This window comes from Novosphingobium kunmingense (assembly GCF_002813245.1).
GTDB classification, from domain to species: Bacteria; Pseudomonadota; Alphaproteobacteria; order Sphingomonadales; family Sphingomonadaceae; genus Novosphingobium; species Novosphingobium kunmingense.
The window spans coordinates 387085-404871 of the sequence record NZ_PHUF01000003.1; the positions used below are offsets into that span (position 1 = coordinate 387085).

Here is a 17787-nt window from a genome sequence, read left to right on the forward strand (position 1 = left end):
CACTTCTGTCAGTAAGAGGACGGATATGGCAACGCTCGCACCCGAAAAACCCGCCTTCACGCACTGGTCGCAGAGCCAGAAGGCCGATTCGCTCAACCACATTCCCGGCGACGACGGCTGGCCGATCCTTGGCACGACGCTCAAGGTGCTGGCCGATCCGACCGGCTACGGGCAACGCATGCGCGCGCAGTACGGCAACGTGTTCCGCTCGCACAGCTTCGGCAACCGCCAGGTCTCGCTGGTCGGCGCCGATGCGAACGAGCTGGTCCTGTTCGACCGCGACAAGATCTTTTCGAGCGAGCAGGGGTGGGGGCCGGTGCTCGACCTGCTGTTCCCGCGCGGACTGATGCTGATGGATTTCGACCATCACCGGATCGACCGGCGCGCGCTGTCGATCGCCTTCAAGCCTGGGCCGATGCGGCATTATGCCGATGCGCTGGGCCACGGGATCGCCGCCGAGGTCGCGCAGTGGTCGGGCCGGACGATGAAGTTCTATCCCGCGATCAAGGCGCTGACGCTCGACCTTGCCGCCGACAGCTTCCTTGGCGTGCCGCTGGGTCCGGAGGCCGACGCGATCAACAAGGCCTTCGTCGACATGGTCCAGGCCGCGGTAGGCGTGGTGCGAAAGCCCCTGCCGTTCACCGCGATGGGCCGCGGCGCGGCGGGCCGGAAGTTCCTGGTCCAATGGTTCACCGCCGAGACCATCAAGCGCCGCGAGGTGGGCGGCGGACAGGACATGTTCAGCCAGTTCGCCACCGCCACCCGCGAGGACGGCAGCTTGCTGCCGGTCGACGAGGTGGTCGATCACATGATCTTCCTGATGATGGCGGCGCACGACACTATCACGTCGAGCGCGACCTCGCTGGTCTGGCTGCTGGCCAAGAATCCCGAATGGCAGGACCGGCTGCGGGCCGAGGCCATGGCCGTGACCGGCGGGCCGGGACGACCGCTGTCCTATGACGATCTCGGCAAGCTCGAGCTGACCGAGATGGCCTTCAAGGAAGCCTTGCGGTTGATCCCGCCGGTGCCTAGCACCCCGCGTCGCGCGCTCAGGGAGTTCACCTTCGGCGGCTATCGCATTCCGGCGGGCACGCCGGTCGGCATCAGCGCGGCCATGGTCCACAAGATGGAGGAACACTGGCCCGACCCCGAGCGGTTCGATCCGCTGCGCTTCACGCCAGAGGAGGTGGCCAAGCGCCACAAGTATGCGTGGATCCCGTTCGGCGGCGGCGCGCACATGTGCCTGGGGCTGCACTTCGCCTACATGCAGGTGAAGATCCTGATGGCGCAGCTCCTGACCCGCTACCGGATCGAGATCGAGCCAGGCTATGCACCCAAGTGGCAGCCCTGGCCGATCCCCAAGCCTGCCGACGGCCTGACCGTCAGCTTCGCACCGCTTTAGAAATCGACCGCGATCCCGTCCTTCACCCAGTCGCCATAGCGGGTGGGGGACAGCCCTTGCGGATCGTCCCCGGCCTTGGGCGCCTGCGGGGCGGGCGCAGGTTCGTCGCTCCAGTAGCTGGGCTTGCGGAACGGTTCGGGGCGTTTTGTGGCACGCTCGGTCATGGGCCCCATTTGGGCGCTCTGGCCTGCCAATGCAATTGGCTCTAGGGGCAGGGCGATGGACATTCCCGGCTACCCCGCCCGCAAGGCCGCGCTGCGCCTGCTTGACGCCGTGCTGCGGCGCGGGGAAACGCTCGACCAGGCGGCAGGCGGCGCGTTGCAGGGACTGCGCGGCGGGCCGGACCGCGCCCTGGCCCGCGCGCTGGCGGGCGAAGCGCTGCGCTGGCTGACCGATCTCGATGCGCTGATCGACAGCGCCACGCGCCAGGTCCTTCCCGTCGATGCCAAGCCGCGCGCCGCTCTAAGGCTGATGCTGGCCGGGTGGCTGCGGCTCGATACGCCGCCTCACGCCGTCATCGCCACCGGCCTGCCGCTGCTGGCCGGCGGCCCGCGGCGATTGGCGCATGGCGTGTTCTCGACGCTGGTCAAGCGCGGCGTGCGTCTGCCCGATGCGCCGACCCTGCCCGAACCGGTGCGCCAGCGTTGGGGCGCCCGGGCCGACGCGATCGCGGCGGGCCTTGCCAATCCGCCCCCGCTCGACCTGACGCTGCGCGATCCCGCCGCCACCGCGGACTGGGCGCAGCGGCTGGACGGCATGTCGCTCATGCCCGGCCATGTCCGCCTGCCGCGTGGCACGGCGGTCGAAAATCTCGAAGGGTTCGAACAGGGCGCCTGGTGGGTCCAGGACCTCGCCGCCAGCCTGCCGGCGCGGCTGCTGGGGCCAGGCGAAGGGCGCCGTGTGCTCGACCTGTGCGCCGCGCCGGGCGGCAAGACTCTGCAACTGGCGGCGGCGGGCTGGCAGGTCACCGCGCTCGACGCGAGCGCCAAGCGGATCGAGCGTATGGAAGCTAACCTTGCCCGCACCGGCCTTGCAGCCAAGATCGTCAAGGCCGACGCGCTCGACTGGCTGCCCTCGGCGCCGTTCGATGCGGTGCTGCTCGACGCGCCGTGCACGGCCACGGGCACCGCGCGGCGCCACCCCGACGTGCTCCACCGCATCGGCCAGCGCCAGATCGTCGAAATGGCGGACTTGCAGGCCGCGCTGCTGGCCCGGGCGCGGGATTTCGTGAAGCCCGGCGGCACGCTTGTCTTCGCGACCTGCTCGCTGGAAAGGGCTGAAGGCGAAGCACAGGCCGAAGCCGTGACCCTGCAGCCCGCGCCCATCGCGATCGCGGAACTGCCCGCTGGCCTGGTTCCGTCACCGCAGGGCTGGGTGCGCACCGACCCGGCCATGCTCGACCAGGCGGGCGGGCTGGACGGGTTCTTCATTGCGCGCTGGCACTTGCCCTCCTGACACAGGCTGGCACTATCGCCCTCCTAGTTTGCCGGGGGGAAATCCATGCGCCGCACAGTCCTGACTGTTGTCCTGCCGTTCGTGCTGGCCGCGCCCGCGCTTGCCGCGCCCTACCGCGCCGAGATCAGGCGCGACGACTGGGGCATCGCTCACGTCAGCGGCAGGACCGACGCCGACGCGGTGTTCGGCATGATCTATGCCCAGGCCGAGGATGACTTCAACCGCATCGAGATGAACTATCTCACCAGCCTTGGCCGCCGCGCCGAGGCCGAGGGAGAGGCTGCGCTGTGGCAGGACCTGCGCCAGCGGCTGTGGATCGACCCGGCCGATCTGCAGGCGCGCTATGCCAAGAGTCCGGTGTGGCTGAAGAAGCTGATGCAGGGCTGGGCGGCGGGGCTCAACCAATATCTCGCCGATCATCCGGCGGTGAAGCCAAGGGTACTGACCCGGTTCGAGCCGTGGATGGCGCTGTCCTTTTCCGAAGGCAGCATCGGCGGCGATATCGAGAGCGTGTCGCTGAGCCAGCTTCAGGCCTTCTACGAGAAGCGCGCCATTGCGCTGACCGACAGCGAACGCGGGATCGCGCCGCGTGAGCCGTCGGGATCGAACGGTTTCGTCATAGCACCCTCGCACAGCGCCAGCGGCCATCCGCTGCTGCTGATCAACCCGCACACCAGCTTCTTCTTCCGCTCCGAACAGCAGGTGACCAGCGGGGAAGGGCTCAACGCCTATGGCGCGGCGACCTGGGGGCAGTTTTTCATCTACCAGGGGTTCAACGCCGAGGCCGGGTGGATGCATACCTCGGCCGGGGTCGACAATATCGACGAATATGCCGAAACGGTGACGAAGGGCGATCGAGGTCTGACCTACCGCCACGGCGGCACGGACCGGGCGGTCATGCAAAAGCTGGTCACGGTCGCAGTCCGCCAGGCCGACGGGTCGCGGTCGCGGCGCACTTTCACCACCTATGCCACCCACCACGGGCCGGTTGTGCGGGCCGAGGGCGACAAGTGGGTCGCGGTATCGCTGATGCACCGCCCGGTCGAGGCGCTGAGCCAGAGCTTTCTGCGCACCAAGGTGTCCGACATCGCGGGCTTCCGGAAAGTCGCCGCGCTCAAGGCCAACTCGTCGAACAACACGCTGTTTGCCAGCAACAAGGGCGAGGTCGCGCTTTTCCTTCCGCAGTTCATGCCCCTGCGCGACCAGCGCTTCGACTTCACCCGCCCTGTCGACGGCAGCGATCCGGCCGCCGATTGGAAGGGCTTGCACGCGCTCGATACGCTGCCCGAAGTGGTCAATCCGGCCAACGGCTGGGCTTTCAACGTCAACGACGCGCCGTGGTGGGCGGCGGGCAAGGACAGCCCGCGCCAGGGGGCCTATCCGCGCTATCTGGACACCGGCGGGAGGGAGCCACGCACGAGCCACGCCATAGCTGTGCTTTCGGCGCGGCCGAAGTTCACCCTCGATGAGCTGGTCGCGGCGGCCTACGATCCGTGGCTGCCGGCCTTCGCGACCCTGGTGCCGGAGCTTGTCGCCGCCCACGCCGCCGCGCCCGATGCCCGCCGCGCCGAAGCGGTCGCCCTTCTGGCAAGGTGGGACAAGCGGTGGAGCCTTGCGTCGACCGAAACCAGCCTGGCGGTGTTCTGGGCCGATGCGCACTGGGCGATCGGGGCGGAGGAGGCGCGGGCGCAGCAGATGGAGGTTGAGGACTGGATCGCATCCAAGTCCACCCCGGCGCAGAAACTAGCCGCTTTCGACAAGGCGATCGCGCGGCTGACCGACGATTTCGGATCGTGGCAGGTGCCGTGGGGCGAGATCAACCGCTTCCAGCGCAACGACGGCGCTATCGTCCAGGCCTTCGACGATACGAAGCCGAGTACACCGGTTCCATTTGCCTCGGCCAACTGGGGGTCGCTCGCCGCCTTCGGGGCGCAACGCTATCCGGGGACCAAACGCTACTACGGCACCTATGGCAACAGCTTCGTTGCGGCGGTCGAGTTCGGCCCGCGGGTCAAGGCGCGCGCGGTTACCGCTGGCGGGGAAAGCGGCGATCCCGCATCACCCCATTTCAGCGACCAGGCGCAGAACTATGCCGATGGCAACCTGCGCCCGGTCTACTTTTACCCGGACGATCTGGCAGGCCACACCAGGGCGAGCAAGACCGTATCCACCCGTTGATCAGCGGCGGGCGACCACGTCGGGATCGATGCCGCGTTCGCGCAGCGAAGCGCGCTCGGCAGCGAGCTTGGTAAAGATGCGGAAGGTCAGATCGGCGGCGATCATCTCGTCGGCCATCTGCATCAGGGCGATGAACCGCTCGCGCGAGATGCGCGGGGTCTGGGGCTTTTCTTCGCTCATGCCTTCACCTTGGGCGCAAAGCCCTTCTGCAGCTTGGCCAGCTTGGGGGGGATGACCGCAAGGCAGTAGGGATTCCGCTGGCCTTCGCCTTCCCAGTATTCCTGATGATAATCTTCGGCCGGATACCATTGCGCCGGGCCTTCGATCGTGGTCACCGCAGACTGTCCTGCATGTTCGGCGTTCCACCGCGCAATGCCGGCCTCGGCCTCGGTGCGCTGGTCGTCGTTCAGCGGGAAGATGGCCGAGCGGTACTGCGTTCCGATGTCGTTGCCCTGGCGGTTCAGCTGCGTTGGGTCGTGGGTCGCCATGAACACGTCGAGGAGGTCGGCATAGCTGATCGCGGCCTCGTCATAGGTCACGCGGATCGCCTCGGCATGACCGGTGGTGCCGCTGCACACCTGCTTGTAGGTCGGATCGGCGACCTGCCCGCCGATATAGCCGCTTTCGACGCCGGTGACGCCGTCGAGGCGGCGGAACACCGCCTCGGTGCACCAGAAACAGCCGCCTGCCAGAATTGCCTGAGCCATGGATGATTTCCTTCTTCGTACAGGGCAGAGATAGGAACGGTCCCGCCGCTTGTCATCGCCCCGGCAGCGTTTAGGGTGGGGCACGCGTTCCACTGGAGAGGACACCTGAACCGATGCGTCGCCTTATTCTGCCGCTGCTCGCCCTGACCGCCACCGTTCCCGCCGCTACCGCCCTGGCTGCCCCGGACAAGGCCGCTGCGGTCAAGGTCAATGCCGACCTCTCAGCCGCCGTCGCCAATCCGTTGCGCGACAAGGACCGTGCCCGCGACCAGTACCGCCGCCCGGACCAGACACTCGCCTTCTTCGAGGTCGCGCCCGACATGAAGGTGGGCGAGTACGCCCCTGGGGGCGAGTGGTATTCGCGCCTTCTGGGCCTCTACCTTGGCCCCAAGGGCAAGCTGGTCGGCCTGTATTTCGATCCCACCTCGGGTGCGTTCAACGAAAAGACCCAGCAGGGCATCCGCGACGGCGCGGTCAAGTATCCCGCCGACGTCGCCGCCGCCACGGGACTTCCCGCCGACCGGTTTGCCGCGATGACGCTTGAGAATGTTCCCGCAGCCGAAAAGGGCACCTTCGACCGCATCCTGATCATGCGCATGATGCACAACCTGATGCGCTGGAACATCGCCGACCGCGAAGTGAAGGCCATGCGCGACCTCCTCAAGCCCGACGGTATGGTGGGGATCGAACAGCACCGCGCAAAGGCGGATGCGCCCTACAGCTTCACCGACGGATCAAAGGGCTATCTGCGCGAAAAAGACGTCATCGCCTTCATGGAAGTGAACGGCTTCACCTTTGTCGGACGCAGCCAGGCCAACGCCAACCCGCGCGATCCGGCAAACTGGCCGGGCGGGGTCTGGACACTGCCGCCCAGCCTGTCCGGCGCCACCGACGCCGACAAGGCGCGCCTTCAGGCGATCGGCGAAAGCGACCGGATGACGCTTCTGTTCCGCAAGCGGCCTTGACGCACGCCGGTGGACTTTGCCCTGAAGGCCAAATAAGCGCAGGGCCATGACCCGTTTGCTGACCGTCGCCGCCCTGCAGCTTCCCCTCGGCTCTGATGACGAGGCGGAGAACATCGCCGCCGTGTCCACGCTGGTGGAGGACGCGGCGAAGCAGGGGGCGCAGGTCGTGCTGCCGCCCGAACTGTTTTCCGGTCCCTATTTCTGCAAGGTCGAGGACGAGGCGCTGTTCGCACTGGCCAGGCCGACGGCCGAGCATCCATCGGTCTGGGCGATGCAGGTGCTGGCGGCAAGGCATGCCATCGCCATCCCGACCAGCTTCTTCGAGCGCGACGGCCACCATTACTACAACACCCTGGCGATGATCGGGCCCGATGGCGCGATCATGGGCACTTACCGCAAGAGCCACATTCCGGACGGGCCGGGCTATGAGGAAAAGTACTATTTCCGCCCCGGCAACGATGGATTCAAGGTGTGGGACCTGTTTGGCACGCGGATCGGAGTCGGGATCTGCTGGGACCAGTGGTATCCCGAATGCGCGCGGGTCATGGCGCTGATGGGCGCGGAAGCGCTGTTCTACCCGACGGCGATCGGCTCCGAACCCTATGACGCCGATCTCGACACCAGCCGCATGTGGCGCCGCGCCATGCTGGGCCACGCGGTGTCGAACTGCATGCCGGTGATCGCCGCCAATCGCACCGGCAGCGAGGATGGCCAGCGCTTCTACGGCCACAGCTTCATCGCCGACGAATGGGGCGACTTTCTGGCGGAATACGGCGCCAGCGAAAACGGCGTGCTGATCGCCGCGCTCGACCTCGACCGTGCGGCCCGGCACCGCGCCGGCATGGGTTTCTTTCGCGACCGTCGCCCGCAGCTCTACGGCCGGATCAGCCAGGACATCTAGGCATGGCGCTGCGCTATGTCCTGGCCCTGGGATCAAACGCGCCGCACCACCGTCACGGTCCGCCAGCCCGCGTGCTCGATGCCGCGGTGGCGGCACTGGAGAAGGAGGGCATGAAGGTGCGCGCCGTATCGCGCTGGCGCCAATCCGCGCCGCTTGGCCCATCGCGGCGGCGTTATGCCAACGGGGTGGTGCTGGTGAAGAGCAAGCTCGATCCGGCCGCTCTGCTCGACCGGGTCAAGCGGATCGAGGCACACTTTGGCCGCCGCACGGGAGGGCAGCCATGGTCTTCGCGCGTGCTCGACATCGACCTCGTGCTGTGGAGCGGCGGAGCGTGGTACTCGCCCGGCCTCGTCGTGCCGCACCCGGCCTGGCGCGACCGCGATTTCGTGCTGGAGCCTGTGGCCGAGATCGCCCCGCAGTGGCGCGATCCGCTCACCGGCCTCACCGCGCGGCACCTGCTCCACCGCCTGCGCAAGGCCGCGTCCCGGCCTTGACCGCCCCGCTTGCGCCGCCTAGGGCTCGCGGCATGGTCGGGCCCTTAGCTCAGTCGGTAGAGCAACTGACTTTTAATCAGTAGGTCGCTGGTTCGAACCCAGCAGGGCTCACCATCCCAGCCGCTTGTTGGCGGAACGCTCGCATCATCAGCCTTTTTGCTTCCGGTACGCCAGGTCCGATGGCCGGACCCGCATGACCGGCATGTCGTCGTTGACTCATCGGCTCGTTGATGCCTAATTTCGAATATACGGTATCGCAAGGGCGGGCCATTTGGGAGTAGAGGCGGCGATGGTGCGCAGCGGAAGGACGGACCCTTGTTTCAAGGCGATTTCGGTCCCCACCATCCGACCCGAACCTTCGCCGGAGTCGGGCGCATGAGCTTGTTCGATCTTGGCGGAAAGGTTGCCGTCATCACCGGATCGTCGCGGGGCATCGGCCGGGCGATGGCCGAGGCCATGGCCGACCAAGGCGCGCGCGTCGTCATTTCCAGTCGCAAGCAGGATGCCTGCGACGCCGTTGCCGCCGCAATCAATGCGAAGCACGGGGCATGCACCGCGACCGCGATCGCCGCCAGCATTTCGTCGAAGTCGGCGCTTCAGGACCTGGTCGATCGCACCGAGGCCGAGGTCGGCCCGATCGACGTGCTGGTCTGCAACGCGGCGTCAAACCCCTATTACGGGCCGATGAGCGGGATAAGCGACGACCAGTTCCGCAAGATCCTCGACAACAACGTGCTGTCGAACCACTGGCTGATCCAGATGTGTCTGCCCGGCATGATCGCGCGGCGCGACGGTTCGATCATCGTCGTCTCCTCGATCGGCGGGCTGCGCGGATCGACGACGATCGGTGCCTACTGCATTTCGAAAGCTGCGGATCTCCAGCTTGTCCGCAACCTGGCGGTCGAGGTCGGGCAGCACAACATCAACGTCAACGCGATCGCGCCAGGGCTGATCCGCACCGATTTCGCCCGCGCGCTGTGGGACAATCCCGAGGCCGAGAAACGCTTCAACGAGAGCCACCCGATGCGCCGGATGGGCGAGCCGGAAGAACTGGCCGGCGCTGGCGTGTTCCTGGCGTCGAGGGCCGGGCGCTACGTCAATGGACAGATGATCGTCGTCGACGGGGGCAGCACGATATGAACCGCGGGGCCGACCGTTCGGGGAAGGTGGCGATCGTCACCGGTATCGACCGAGCCGCCTGAGGAGGACCGAACCATGTCGCAACCGCTGCCCGGAGCCAAGGAACACATCGAAGCAGCACGGGCCGCAGCAGGGGTGGTCGATGACATCGCACCCGGCACGGCGCTACTCCCCATCGAGCGCGTCGGTGTGCTGGGTGCCGGCACCATGGGCGGGGGGATTACGATGAACTTCCTGACCGCCGGGATCCCGGTGACCATCGTCGAGCGCGAGCAGGAAGCGCTCGACAAGGGCGTGGCGACCATGCGCCGCAATTACGCCAACGCGGTCAAGCGCGGGCGGATGAGCGAAGCCGAGGTCGACTCGGCGATGGGCCTCCTGACGCCAAGCGTCGCCTTCGGCGACCTCGCCGCCTGCGACCTCGTGATCGAAGCGGTCTATGAGAACATGGACCTCAAGAAGGACATCTTCGCCCGGCTGGACGCGATCGCCAAACCGGGGGCGATCCTGGCGTCAAACACCAGCTACCTGAATATCGACGAGATGGCCGCCGTCACCGCGCGGCCCGAGGCTGTCCTTGGCATGCACTTCTTCTCGCCTGCCAACATCATGAAGCTGCTGGAAGTTGTGCGCGGTGCCGGGACCGGCCAGGCGCAACTGGCAACGGTGATGGCGCTGGCGCCGCGGATCGGCAAGATCCCGGTGGTCTCGGGCGTCTGTCCCGGCTTCATCGGCAACCGCATGCTCAGCCTGCGTCAGGCCCAGGCCCAGGCCATGCTGATGGAAGGCGCGGCTTATGACGACATCGACGACGTGCTGCTGGATTTCGGCTTCCCGATGGGGCCGTTCCAGATGAGCGATCTCGCCGGGCTCGACATCGGCTGGCACCGCGATCCTGCCCGGATCGAAACCGTCCGCGAGGCGCTTTGCGCGGCGGGACGCTGGGGCCAGAAGACCGGGAAGGGGTATTACGACTACGACGAGAACCGCAACCGCACCCCGTCGGCCGAGGTCAAGGCGATCATCGCCGACTTTGCGGCGAAGCAGGGCACGGCCCAGCGGACGATCGGCAAGGACGAGATCCGCGAGCGGCTGCTCTACCCGATGATCAACGAGGGCGCGAAGATCCTCGACGAGAAGATGGCGCAACGCGCGGGCGACATCGATACGGTCTGGCTCAACGGCTATGGCTGGCCGGCCTGGACCGGCGGCCCGATGTTCTGGGCCGATCATGTCGGACTGAACGAGATCGTGTCGGGGCTTGAACGCCGCGGCCTCGACGTATCGCCCTATCTGAGGGCCAAGGCCCGTTCCGGAGGGACATTCAATGACTGACACCGTAGTGGATAGCGCCGAGGGCGGGCTCGGCTTCGATCCCGGAGCGCTCAAGGCCAAGTACCTCGCCGAACGCGACAAGCGCCTGCGGGCCGAGGGCAACGACCAGTACCTCGAGATGGCGGGCAAGTTCGCCCACTTCCTCGACGATCCCTATATCGAGACGCCGGTGGACCGCGCGCCGCTCAGCGACGAAGTCGACGTGGTGGTGATCGGCGGCGGGTTCGGCGGCCTTCTCGCGGGTGCGCGGCTGCGCGAGGCCGGCATCGACGATTTCCGCATCATCGAGAAGGGCGGCGAATTCGGCGGGACCTGGTACTGGAACCGCTATCCCGGCGCTGCCTGCGACATCGAGAGCTATGTCTACCTCCCGCTGCTCGAGGAAACGGGCTTCATTCCCGAGCGCAAGTATTCGCAGGGCCCCGAGATCCGCGCCTATTCGCAGCGGATTGCCGATCATTTCAGGCTTCACGATGGCGCTCTTTTGCAGACCGAGGTCACCGACATGGCCTGGGACGAGGCAGACCGCCGCTGGACCGTGTCGACCAACCGCGGCGATGCGCTGCGCGCGCGCTTCGTGATCATGGCCAACGGCCCGCTCCATCGGCCCAAGCTGCCTGGCATCCCCGGGATCGAAAGCTTCGAGGGCCACACCTTCCACACCAGCCGCTGGGACTACGCCTATACGGGCGGCGATCAGAACGGTGGGCTGGACCGGCTGGGCGACAAGGTGGTGGGCATCATCGGCACGGGCGCCACGGCGGTTCAGTGCGTCCCGCACCTTGGCGCGGCAGCCAAGCAGCTCTACGTCTTCCAGCGCACGCCGTCCTCGATCGACGTGCGCGGCGACCGGCCGACCGATCCCGACTGGGCCGCCTCGCTCAACCCCGGCTGGCACCGGCATCGGATGAGCAATTTCAACACGCTGGTTTCCGGCGGCTGGGCCGAGGAAGACCTGGTCAACGACGGGTGGACCGACATTATCCGGAACCTCGGGCTGGTGGCGCAGATGCGCGCCAGGAAGGACGGCGCTGCCGATCCGGCCGAACTGGTCCAGCTCGCCGATTTCAGGAAGATGGAATCGATCCGCGCCCGCGTCGACAGTGTGATCGCGGACAAGGACACCGCGGACCGTCTCAAGCCGTGGTACAACCAGTTCTGCAAGCGCCCCTGCTTCCACGACGACTATCTGGCCACTTTCAACCGGCCTAACGTCACCCTGGTCGACACCGACGGCAAGGGCGTCGAGCAGATTACCGCGGACGGCGTCGTCGCCAACGGCCGGGAATACAAGCTCGATTGCCTGATCTTCGCCACCGGATTCGAAGTCGGGACCAGCTATGCCCGGCGGGCGGGCTATGACATCCGCGGCGTCGGCGGGCGGACGCTGGAGGAAAAGTGGGCCGGGGGCGCCAAAACTCTCCACGGCATGACAGCCAACGGCTTTCCCAACTGCTTCATCTTCTCGGTGATCCAGTCGGGCTTCACCGCGAACTATCCCCACGCCCTTGCCGAACAGAGCAACCACGCCGTCCACATCATCGCCAAGGCGATGGGACGGCAGGCGACGCGGATCGAGCCGACCGAAGAGGCGGAAGAGGCCTGGACGCAGGAGATTCTCGGCGCCGTGCTGGACCGGCGGAAGTTTCTCGAGGAATGCACCCCGGGCTATTACAACGGCGAAGGGCAGCTCAGCCCTCTGGCGGCAAGCTTTGCGTCCTATGGCAAAGGCTCCGATGCCTTCTTCCGGGTGATCGCCGACTGGCGCGACGAGGGAAGTCTGCCGGGCATGGTGATCGAGTAGCGCGGCCCACGAAGCTAGGCTTCCGCGCGCGGCTGGTATAGGAACCGGCGATGGGGATCGAACAGGCCATCGTCGACAAGGCCGACTTGCGCAAGCCGCGTAGCCGTGCGCGGTTCGAGCAGAAGCGAGAAGCGATCCTCGATGCCGCGACCACGCTGATCAACCAGCACGGCGTGCGCGGCGCGACGCTGCAGGATGTGGCCGCCGCGGTCGGCCTCAACACGACAAGCGTGACCTACTACTTCCGCCGCAAGGAATTGCTTGCCGCCGCGGTGTTCGAACAGTCGCTCGACCGGTTGAAGGCCATGGTTACCGAAGCTGCGCGCGAACCCGACGCCCGCGCCCGCGTCGCGCGCTTCATTCGGCTTCACATCGAACTGCGTGCCAAGGTGCTGCGCGGTGCGGAAAAGCCGCTGGTCGTCCTGTCCGACATCCGCACCCTCGACGAAGACGTGCGGCAGCCACTGCTGGACCGCTATCGCGAGGTGTTCGATGCCGTCCGGTCGTTCTGGAAACCGTTCGAGGACGAAGGGCTGCGAGAACTGTGCACGGCGCGCGCCCACATGCTGCTCGAGATCGTGTTCTGGCTCCCGGTCTGGCTGGCCGACTATGCGATCAACGATTTCGGGCGCGTCGGACGACGCCTCGTTTCGATCCTGGAAGAGGGACTGGCGCCGCCGGGGGCAACGTGGAGGCCCCGCCTGATCACCGAGGACGAGGTGCGCGACGCCATGCCGCCGCGCGACCAGGCGTCAGAGAACTTCCTGCGGGTGGCGACCCGGCTGATCAACGAAAGCGGTTATCGCGGCGCCTCGGTGCTGCGCATCGTCGAACAGCTCAATGTCACCAAGGGCAGCTTTTACCACCACCTCGACGCCAAGGACGATCTCGTCCTCGAATGCTTCCGGCAGAGCTACAAGCGGGTAGCCGTGGTGCAGTGGCTCGCCCAACAGGCTGGCGGCACCGAATGGGATCGCCTGTCTCAGGGGATTGCGTCACTGCTCGACATCCAGTTCCGCGCCGACTGGCCTCTGACCCGGACTACCGCGCTGCAGGCGCTACCCGAAGATCTGCGGATTGAGGTCGTGCGCCGTTCCAACCGGATCGCACTGCGATTCAACGGAGCCTTGGTGGACGGGGCTCGCGACGGAACGATCAACGTGACCGATCCGCTGATCGCCAGCCAGTTGATCCTTTCCACGCTCAACGCGGCCTACGACCTCACGAGTTGGGCCGCGCGGCAACCGCGGGACCGGGCGATCGCGATCTATGCGTCGACTCTGGCCAACGGCCTGTTCGACGACCGGGTGCTCGACAGCTGACTGGCTGCGGCCGGGTCAATGCAACTGATGCAGTCCCTTGGGACGCGCCGCTGCCTTCCCTGATGCCAGCGCCACGGCTTCGACGATGTCCACCGGGTTGAACGGCTTGCGGATATAGCCGAGTGCCGTGGCCGGCGGGTGATTTATCTGGTCGGGATTGGCAGTCACGAAGATGATGCGCGTGCCGAACTGCTCGGCAAGCCGGCGGGCGATTTCAGGACCGGTCGGGCCGTCGCGCAGGTTCAGATCGACCAAGGCGACCGAGGGTCCCTCCTGGATGCCCTCGATCCCGCGGCGATCGGCCACCACGCCGACCAGTTGATGGCCGGCCTGCACGATGATGTCTTCAAGGTCGAGCGCGACGAGAAACTCGTCCTCGACGATAAGTACCCCTGGCATGATCGACTACCTAGCCCCTGCAATCTTTCACGCCGCCACGCGTTGGGCGCTGTTGTTGTTCGAAACACGGCGCAATTCCTCGAACATCAGATCGATGGCGTCGCCTTCCATGACGAAATCGTGTCGGGCGTCGGGTAGCTGGCCGCTTTCCAGCACCGATGCCAGCATGGCGCGCGCGCGGCAGATCCGGCTCTTCACGGTGCCGAGCGCAATGCCGCAGACTTCGGCAATCGCATCGTACGACAGGTCGCCGATCGCGACCAGGATCAGCGCGTCGCGGTGAGTGGCCGGCAAGGTCTGCAGGGCGCGTGCAACGTCCGCCAGTTCGAGCGAATCCTCCTGGTTGCCGAAGGTGCGAAGCGTGCGCTCCGCCATGTCCTGATCGTATTCACCGGTGAATCGCGCGCGGCGGGCCTCGCTGTAGAAGTGGTTGCGCAGGATGGTGAAAGTCCAGGCCTTGAAGTTCGTGCCGGCGCGGTAGCTGGCGCGCGCCGACCACGCCTTGAGCAAGGTTTCCTGCGCAAGGTCGTCAGCCCGTTCGCGGCATCCCGACAGCGTGCGAGCAAAGGCGCGTAGATGCGGCGTTACGGCGGCAAGCGACGCCTTGAAGGTCGCATCGTCAAGCGCTTCATGGTTGTCGGCGGTCGCGGTCATGTCAGATTTGTTGTCGAGCACGAATGAACACCTAGATTGCGATAAGGTTGGTGCTGGAACACCGGCCAAACGTGGTGGGTTCCCGAGAAAGTGTGCTCCGCTTCGCACATTTCTGCATTTGAACTTGGTTTACAGCGACTTCGGTCGCCAATTTTTCTGGTCTTCAAGCGGCTGTTTTTGCGTGGCAGGCCGGAACAACCCCGGCCAATGCATGTTTACGAGGACACAGTGGACAGAGGGACACGGCCTTTACCGATGAACTGCGCCTTCGATCAGCGGCCTGCCCCTGCCTGCGCGCGTCGTTCCGTCTTTCTGCGTCCCCTGCCTCCCACAAATCAGCTTGCCCGTCCGGTGGCCGCGACGGCTTACGCCGTCAGCGGTTGCTCTTTGCCTGGCGAAGCCTTACCCTTTCCCATGCCGACGGCACAGCGCCGTCCCATCTAGCGAGACATACCAATGGACTTCAGACAAGCGCTTGCTGAAAGGCTGCCCCTGCTCCGCCGCTACGCGCGCGCACTTACCGGCAGTCAGCATTCCGGTGACGCCTATGTGCGCGAACTGCTGGAGGCCGCCATTGCCGACAACGAGCTGCGCCAGGAAATCGGCGAAGGCCGCGTAGCCTTGTATCGTGCCTTCACCCGCATCTGGTCGCTCGGCCATGTCGAGCTGGCCCACCAGGGCGAGCCGAGCGACATCGGCGGCGCCGAGGCGACCGCCCAGGCGCGGCTCGACCGCATTCCGCCCGAACACCGCCAGGCCCTTCTGTTGACGACCGTGGAAGAGTTCACCGAGCGCGAAGCCGGCGAGATTCTCGGCCTCGAGGCCAGCGAAGTCGCCGCCCTCGTGGCACGGGCCGTTGCGGAAATCGACGACGAAACCGCAACAGAAGTGCTGATCATCGAGGACGAGCCACTCATCGCGATGCAGCTCGAAGCACTGGTCAGCGATCTCGGTCACGCCGTGGTGGCAACCGCCTCTACCCGCACCCAGGCGGTCGAGGCCTTCACCCGCACAGCGCCCGGCCTGGTGCTGGCCGACATCCAGCTCGCCGATCAGAGCAGCGGGATCGACGCGGTCGAGGACATTCTCAAGATGGCTTCTGTGCCGGTGGTCTTCGTAACCGCCTATCCCGAACGGCTGCTGACGGGGGAGCGCCCCGAGCCCACATACCTGGTCACCAAGCCGTTCCGCGAAGACACGCTGCGCGCAGCGATCAGTCAGGCGCTATTCTTCAACTCGACAGTTCGGATCGGCTGATCCGGCCGGCGCAGCCGGGCCCCGCCCGGCTGCACCACAGCCCACATCAGGCCTGGCCGCCACCGCGCAGCGAGAACTCGCTCAGCGTGCGGACGGGCACCTTCAGCACACAGGTCACGCCCTTTTCACCGAAGCTCAGGTCAACCGGCGAACGCAGTTCGTGGCTGACGATCTTCTCGATAAGATCGAGACCGAACCCGCGGCGGCTCGGTGTCGTCACGGGGGGGCCGCCCTCTTCGCGCCACGACAGCTCGCACAATTCGGGGCTGAGCAGCCGCCAGGTGATCGAGACGCGGCCCTGCGGCGTGCTCAACGCGCCGTACTTGGCGGCATTGGTGGCCAGTTCGTGCAAGGCAAGGCCGAGCGACATCGCATCGTTCGGACCAAGCGCCGTATCGGGTCCGGCGACTTCGACGTGGGAATCGGCGATATCGAGATAGGGTGCAAGTTCGGCGATCACCACCTCGCGCACTGGCGCGTCCTTCCAGTCTCTCTGCGAAAGCAGGTCGTGCGTAGCCGATAGGGCGCGTAATCGGCCGTTCAGGCTTTCCGCGAAATCGTCGAGGCTCTGCGAGCGCCGCCGCGTCAAAGCAACGATCGATAGGACGTTGGCCAGGGTGTTCTTGACCCGGTGATTGAGTTCGCGGGTCAGCGAATTGCGGATCGCTTCCTGCCGGGCGAGCGATTCAAGCACCTCGCGATCTTCCGAGGCGCGGCCAATGATCAGGTTGGCAATGGCCATCAGAAGCAGGCTGACCAGCGTCCCGGCAACCAGCACGCTGAACGATACCAGCGTCAGGCCCGGACGCGCGTTCGACGTAGCAACGAGGGTCCAGGTGCGATCGCCGAACATGACATTGCGTTCGATCCGCGCGCGTTCGTCGAACGGTCGATCGGTCTTCGCCATCAGGTTCTCGGGCGTCGGGGGACCGTCATAGAGCGCGATCGTCGCGGTGCCGTCATAGAGCCGCATCTCGACCGATTCGAGGAACTCCTGCACCCGGATCGGAGCATAGACGAACCCGCGCAACCGGTCGCGCAGCAGGCGACCGCGCGCGTCGCGACCGAACACCGGGACGTAGATCAGCACGCCCGAACTGTTCGGATTGTCGGCGTCCTGGATCAAATGCACCCGGCTGGTCACGGTCGGTCGTCCCGTGCCCGATGCCTTGAGCAGCGCGGCCCGGCGAACGGACTCGGACGCCATGTCGAAGCCCAGCGCGCGCTTGTTGCCGAGTGTCTGCGGTTCGATCAGCACGATGACCGCCATCATCTGCTTGATGTCGGCAGGGCGGGGGCGGACGGCGGGCTCGTCGCGCGGGTAGCTTGCCCTTAGCCGCGCGTCGAGCCGGGGCAACTGATCGGCCCTGGCCCATTCCGCCCAGCCCATGCCCAGAGTGCCCTTGGTTTCGTTCTCGGCGCTCATCGCGCTGACGAACTGCGTGAACTCGCGGTCGTCGATCTCGCCGCTGACTGACAGCACGGATGCCGCGGCGTTGAGATAGGCAATGTTCTCGTTTGCCTTGCGGCGCAATTCGCTGGCCAGCGCCGTCGTATCGCGGTCGAGTTCAAGTCGGCGCGATTCAGCATCGTTCATCTCGATGTTGAAAATCGACAGGAGGGTGATGATCATGCCCAGCGCGAACAGGGCGAAGGGCAATCCGCGAGGATAGCGGATAAACCATGCCGTTCGCTCAATCCGCTTTTCGAGCCGCTGCTCCATTCACCTGACCTAACAGAAATCGGATCGATTTCGCTGTTGCAATAAAATGTT

General features: G+C 66.1%; 17 protein-coding genes and 1 tRNA gene. 12 read left to right on the plus strand and 6 right to left on the minus strand.

Annotated elements, in window-relative coordinates:
• Positions 1–25: 25 nt before the first annotated feature.
• On the plus strand, positions 26–1402 hold the full coding sequence (locus B0I00_RS07880; protein WP_100866833.1) for a cytochrome P450: 1377 nt from the start codon (positions 26–28) through the stop codon (positions 1400–1402).
• Here B0I00_RS07880 and B0I00_RS07885 read toward each other — a convergent pair.
• On the minus strand, positions 1399–1566 hold the full coding sequence (locus B0I00_RS07885) for a DUF1674 domain-containing protein (protein ID WP_198519174.1): 168 nt from the start codon (positions 1564–1566) through the stop codon (positions 1399–1401). The two genes, B0I00_RS07880 and B0I00_RS07885, sit on opposite strands and share 4 nt — an antisense overlap.
• A 55-nt stretch (positions 1567–1621) precedes the next feature.
• Here B0I00_RS07885 and B0I00_RS07890 point away from each other — a divergent pair, with 55 nt between their 5' ends.
• Positions 1622–2857: an RsmB/NOP family class I SAM-dependent RNA methyltransferase gene (locus tag B0I00_RS07890; protein ID WP_100866835.1), complete on the plus strand. Its 1236-nt coding sequence runs from the start codon at positions 1622–1624 to the stop codon at positions 2855–2857.
• Between the two features lie 45 nt (positions 2858–2902).
• A complete protein-coding gene (locus tag B0I00_RS07895) occupies positions 2903–5035 on the plus strand; it encodes a penicillin acylase family protein (protein WP_100866836.1) in 2133 nt (710 codons plus the stop codon).
• Here B0I00_RS07895 and B0I00_RS07900 read toward each other — a convergent pair whose 3' ends face one another.
• Together B0I00_RS07900 and msrA are read right to left on the minus strand one after the other, a co-directional pair.
• Complete coding sequence (locus B0I00_RS07900; protein ID WP_100866837.1) at positions 5036–5215, minus strand: hypothetical protein; 180 nt, start codon at positions 5213–5215, stop codon at positions 5036–5038. It lies immediately after the preceding gene.
• Positions 5212–5742, minus strand: a complete 531-nt coding sequence (gene msrA, locus B0I00_RS07905) for a peptide-methionine (S)-S-oxide reductase MsrA (protein WP_100866838.1) — start codon at positions 5740–5742, stop codon at positions 5212–5214. The genes B0I00_RS07900 and msrA overlap by 4 nt, the downstream gene beginning before the upstream one ends.
• A gap of 113 nt (positions 5743–5855) precedes the next feature.
• Between msrA and B0I00_RS07910 the strand changes: the two genes are divergently transcribed.
• The 8 genes from B0I00_RS07910 to B0I00_RS07945 all read left to right on the plus strand — a co-directional run bounded on the left by B0I00_RS07910 (position 5856) and on the right by B0I00_RS07945 (position 13703).
• Complete coding sequence (locus B0I00_RS07910) at positions 5856–6707, plus strand: class I SAM-dependent methyltransferase (protein ID WP_100866839.1); 852 nt, start codon at positions 5856–5858, stop codon at positions 6705–6707.
• Between the two features lie 46 nt (positions 6708–6753).
• On the plus strand, positions 6754–7608 hold the full coding sequence (gene aguB, locus B0I00_RS07915) for an N-carbamoylputrescine amidase (RefSeq protein WP_100866840.1): 855 nt from the start codon (positions 6754–6756) through the stop codon (positions 7606–7608).
• Between the two features lie 2 nt (positions 7609–7610).
• Positions 7611–8102, plus strand: a complete 492-nt coding sequence (folK, locus tag B0I00_RS07920) for a 2-amino-4-hydroxy-6-hydroxymethyldihydropteridine diphosphokinase (protein ID WP_100866841.1) — start codon at positions 7611–7613, stop codon at positions 8100–8102.
• A gap of 38 nt (positions 8103–8140) precedes the next feature.
• Positions 8141–8216 (plus strand) — tRNA-Lys (locus tag B0I00_RS07925).
• Between the two features lie 261 nt (positions 8217–8477).
• Positions 8478–9242, plus strand: a complete 765-nt coding sequence (locus B0I00_RS07930; protein ID WP_100866842.1) for an SDR family NAD(P)-dependent oxidoreductase — start codon at positions 8478–8480, stop codon at positions 9240–9242.
• A gap of 75 nt (positions 9243–9317) precedes the next feature.
• On the plus strand, positions 9318–10577 hold the full coding sequence (locus B0I00_RS07935; RefSeq protein WP_100866843.1) for a 3-hydroxyacyl-CoA dehydrogenase: 1260 nt from the start codon (positions 9318–9320) through the stop codon (positions 10575–10577).
• Complete coding sequence (locus B0I00_RS07940; RefSeq protein ID WP_100866844.1) at positions 10570–12381, plus strand: flavin-containing monooxygenase; 1812 nt, start codon at positions 10570–10572, stop codon at positions 12379–12381. Before B0I00_RS07935 ends, B0I00_RS07940 begins: the two co-directional genes overlap by 8 nt.
• Positions 12382–12431: 50 nt before the next feature.
• On the plus strand, positions 12432–13703 hold the full coding sequence (locus B0I00_RS07945; protein WP_100866845.1) for a TetR/AcrR family transcriptional regulator: 1272 nt from the start codon (positions 12432–12434) through the stop codon (positions 13701–13703).
• Between the two features lie 15 nt (positions 13704–13718).
• On the opposite strand, the gene B0I00_RS07950 is transcribed toward B0I00_RS07945, so the two are convergent.
• Positions 13719–14102 (minus strand): response regulator, encoded by a 384-nt coding sequence (locus B0I00_RS07950; RefSeq protein ID WP_100866846.1) that lies wholly within the window; start codon positions 14100–14102, stop codon positions 13719–13721.
• Between the two features lie 27 nt (positions 14103–14129).
• A complete protein-coding gene (locus B0I00_RS07955) occupies positions 14130–14756 on the minus strand; it encodes a sigma-70 family RNA polymerase sigma factor (RefSeq protein WP_100867159.1) in 627 nt (208 codons plus the stop codon).
• Between the two features lie 456 nt (positions 14757–15212).
• Between B0I00_RS07955 and B0I00_RS07960 the strand changes: the two genes are divergently transcribed.
• Positions 15213–16013 carry a response regulator gene (locus B0I00_RS07960; protein WP_100866847.1) on the plus strand — a complete coding sequence of 267 codons (801 nt, stop codon included), beginning with the start codon at positions 15213–15215 and terminating at the stop codon, positions 16011–16013.
• Positions 16014–16059: 46 nt separating this feature from the next.
• Here the strand turns inward: B0I00_RS07960 and B0I00_RS07965 are convergent, their stop codons facing one another.
• Positions 16060–17736 (minus strand): CHASE domain-containing protein, encoded by a 1677-nt coding sequence (locus B0I00_RS07965; RefSeq protein WP_100866848.1) that lies wholly within the window; start codon positions 17734–17736, stop codon positions 16060–16062.
• Positions 17737–17787: the final 51 nt, after the last annotated feature.

What these genes read in the sequence shown, in the direction of transcription:
- B0I00_RS07935 (WP_100866843.1), top strand. Translation starts at nt 9,318, where the DNA reads ATGTCGCAACCGCTGCCCGGAGCCAAGGAACACATCGAAGCAGCACGG.
- B0I00_RS07910 (WP_100866839.1), top strand. Translation starts at nt 5,856, where the DNA reads ATGCGTCGCCTTATTCTGCCGCTGCTCGCCCTGACCGCCACCGTTCCC.
- B0I00_RS07945 (WP_100866845.1), top strand. Translation starts at nt 12,432, where the DNA reads ATGGGGATCGAACAGGCCATCGTCGACAAGGCCGACTTGCGCAAGCCG.
- aguB (WP_100866840.1), top strand. Translation starts at nt 6,754, where the DNA reads ATGACCCGTTTGCTGACCGTCGCCGCCCTGCAGCTTCCCCTCGGCTCT.
- B0I00_RS07880 (WP_100866833.1), top strand. Translation starts at nt 26, where the DNA reads ATGGCAACGCTCGCACCCGAAAAACCCGCCTTCACGCACTGGTCGCAG.
- B0I00_RS07885 (WP_198519174.1), bottom strand. Translation starts at nt 1,566, where the DNA reads ATGACCGAGCGTGCCACAAAACGCCCCGAACCGTTCCGCAAGCCCAGC.
- B0I00_RS07965 (WP_100866848.1), bottom strand. Translation starts at nt 17,736, where the DNA reads ATGGAGCAGCGGCTCGAAAAGCGGATTGAGCGAACGGCATGGTTTATC.
- msrA (WP_100866838.1), bottom strand. Translation starts at nt 5,742, where the DNA reads ATGGCTCAGGCAATTCTGGCAGGCGGCTGTTTCTGGTGCACCGAGGCG.
- B0I00_RS07890 (WP_100866835.1), top strand. Translation starts at nt 1,622, where the DNA reads ATGGACATTCCCGGCTACCCCGCCCGCAAGGCCGCGCTGCGCCTGCTT.
- B0I00_RS07960 (WP_100866847.1), top strand. Translation starts at nt 15,213, where the DNA reads ATGGACTTCAGACAAGCGCTTGCTGAAAGGCTGCCCCTGCTCCGCCGC.
- B0I00_RS07955 (WP_100867159.1), bottom strand. Translation starts at nt 14,756, where the DNA reads ATGACCGCGACCGCCGACAACCATGAAGCGCTTGACGATGCGACCTTC.
- B0I00_RS07895 (WP_100866836.1), top strand. Translation starts at nt 2,903, where the DNA reads ATGCGCCGCACAGTCCTGACTGTTGTCCTGCCGTTCGTGCTGGCCGCG.
- B0I00_RS07950 (WP_100866846.1), bottom strand. Translation starts at nt 14,102, where the DNA reads ATGCCAGGGGTACTTATCGTCGAGGACGAGTTTCTCGTCGCGCTCGAC.
- B0I00_RS07900 (WP_100866837.1), bottom strand. Translation starts at nt 5,215, where the DNA reads ATGAGCGAAGAAAAGCCCCAGACCCCGCGCATCTCGCGCGAGCGGTTC.
- B0I00_RS07940 (WP_100866844.1), top strand. Translation starts at nt 10,570, where the DNA reads ATGACTGACACCGTAGTGGATAGCGCCGAGGGCGGGCTCGGCTTCGAT.
- folK (WP_100866841.1), top strand. Translation starts at nt 7,611, where the DNA reads ATGGCGCTGCGCTATGTCCTGGCCCTGGGATCAAACGCGCCGCACCAC.
- B0I00_RS07930 (WP_100866842.1), top strand. Translation starts at nt 8,478, where the DNA reads ATGAGCTTGTTCGATCTTGGCGGAAAGGTTGCCGTCATCACCGGATCG.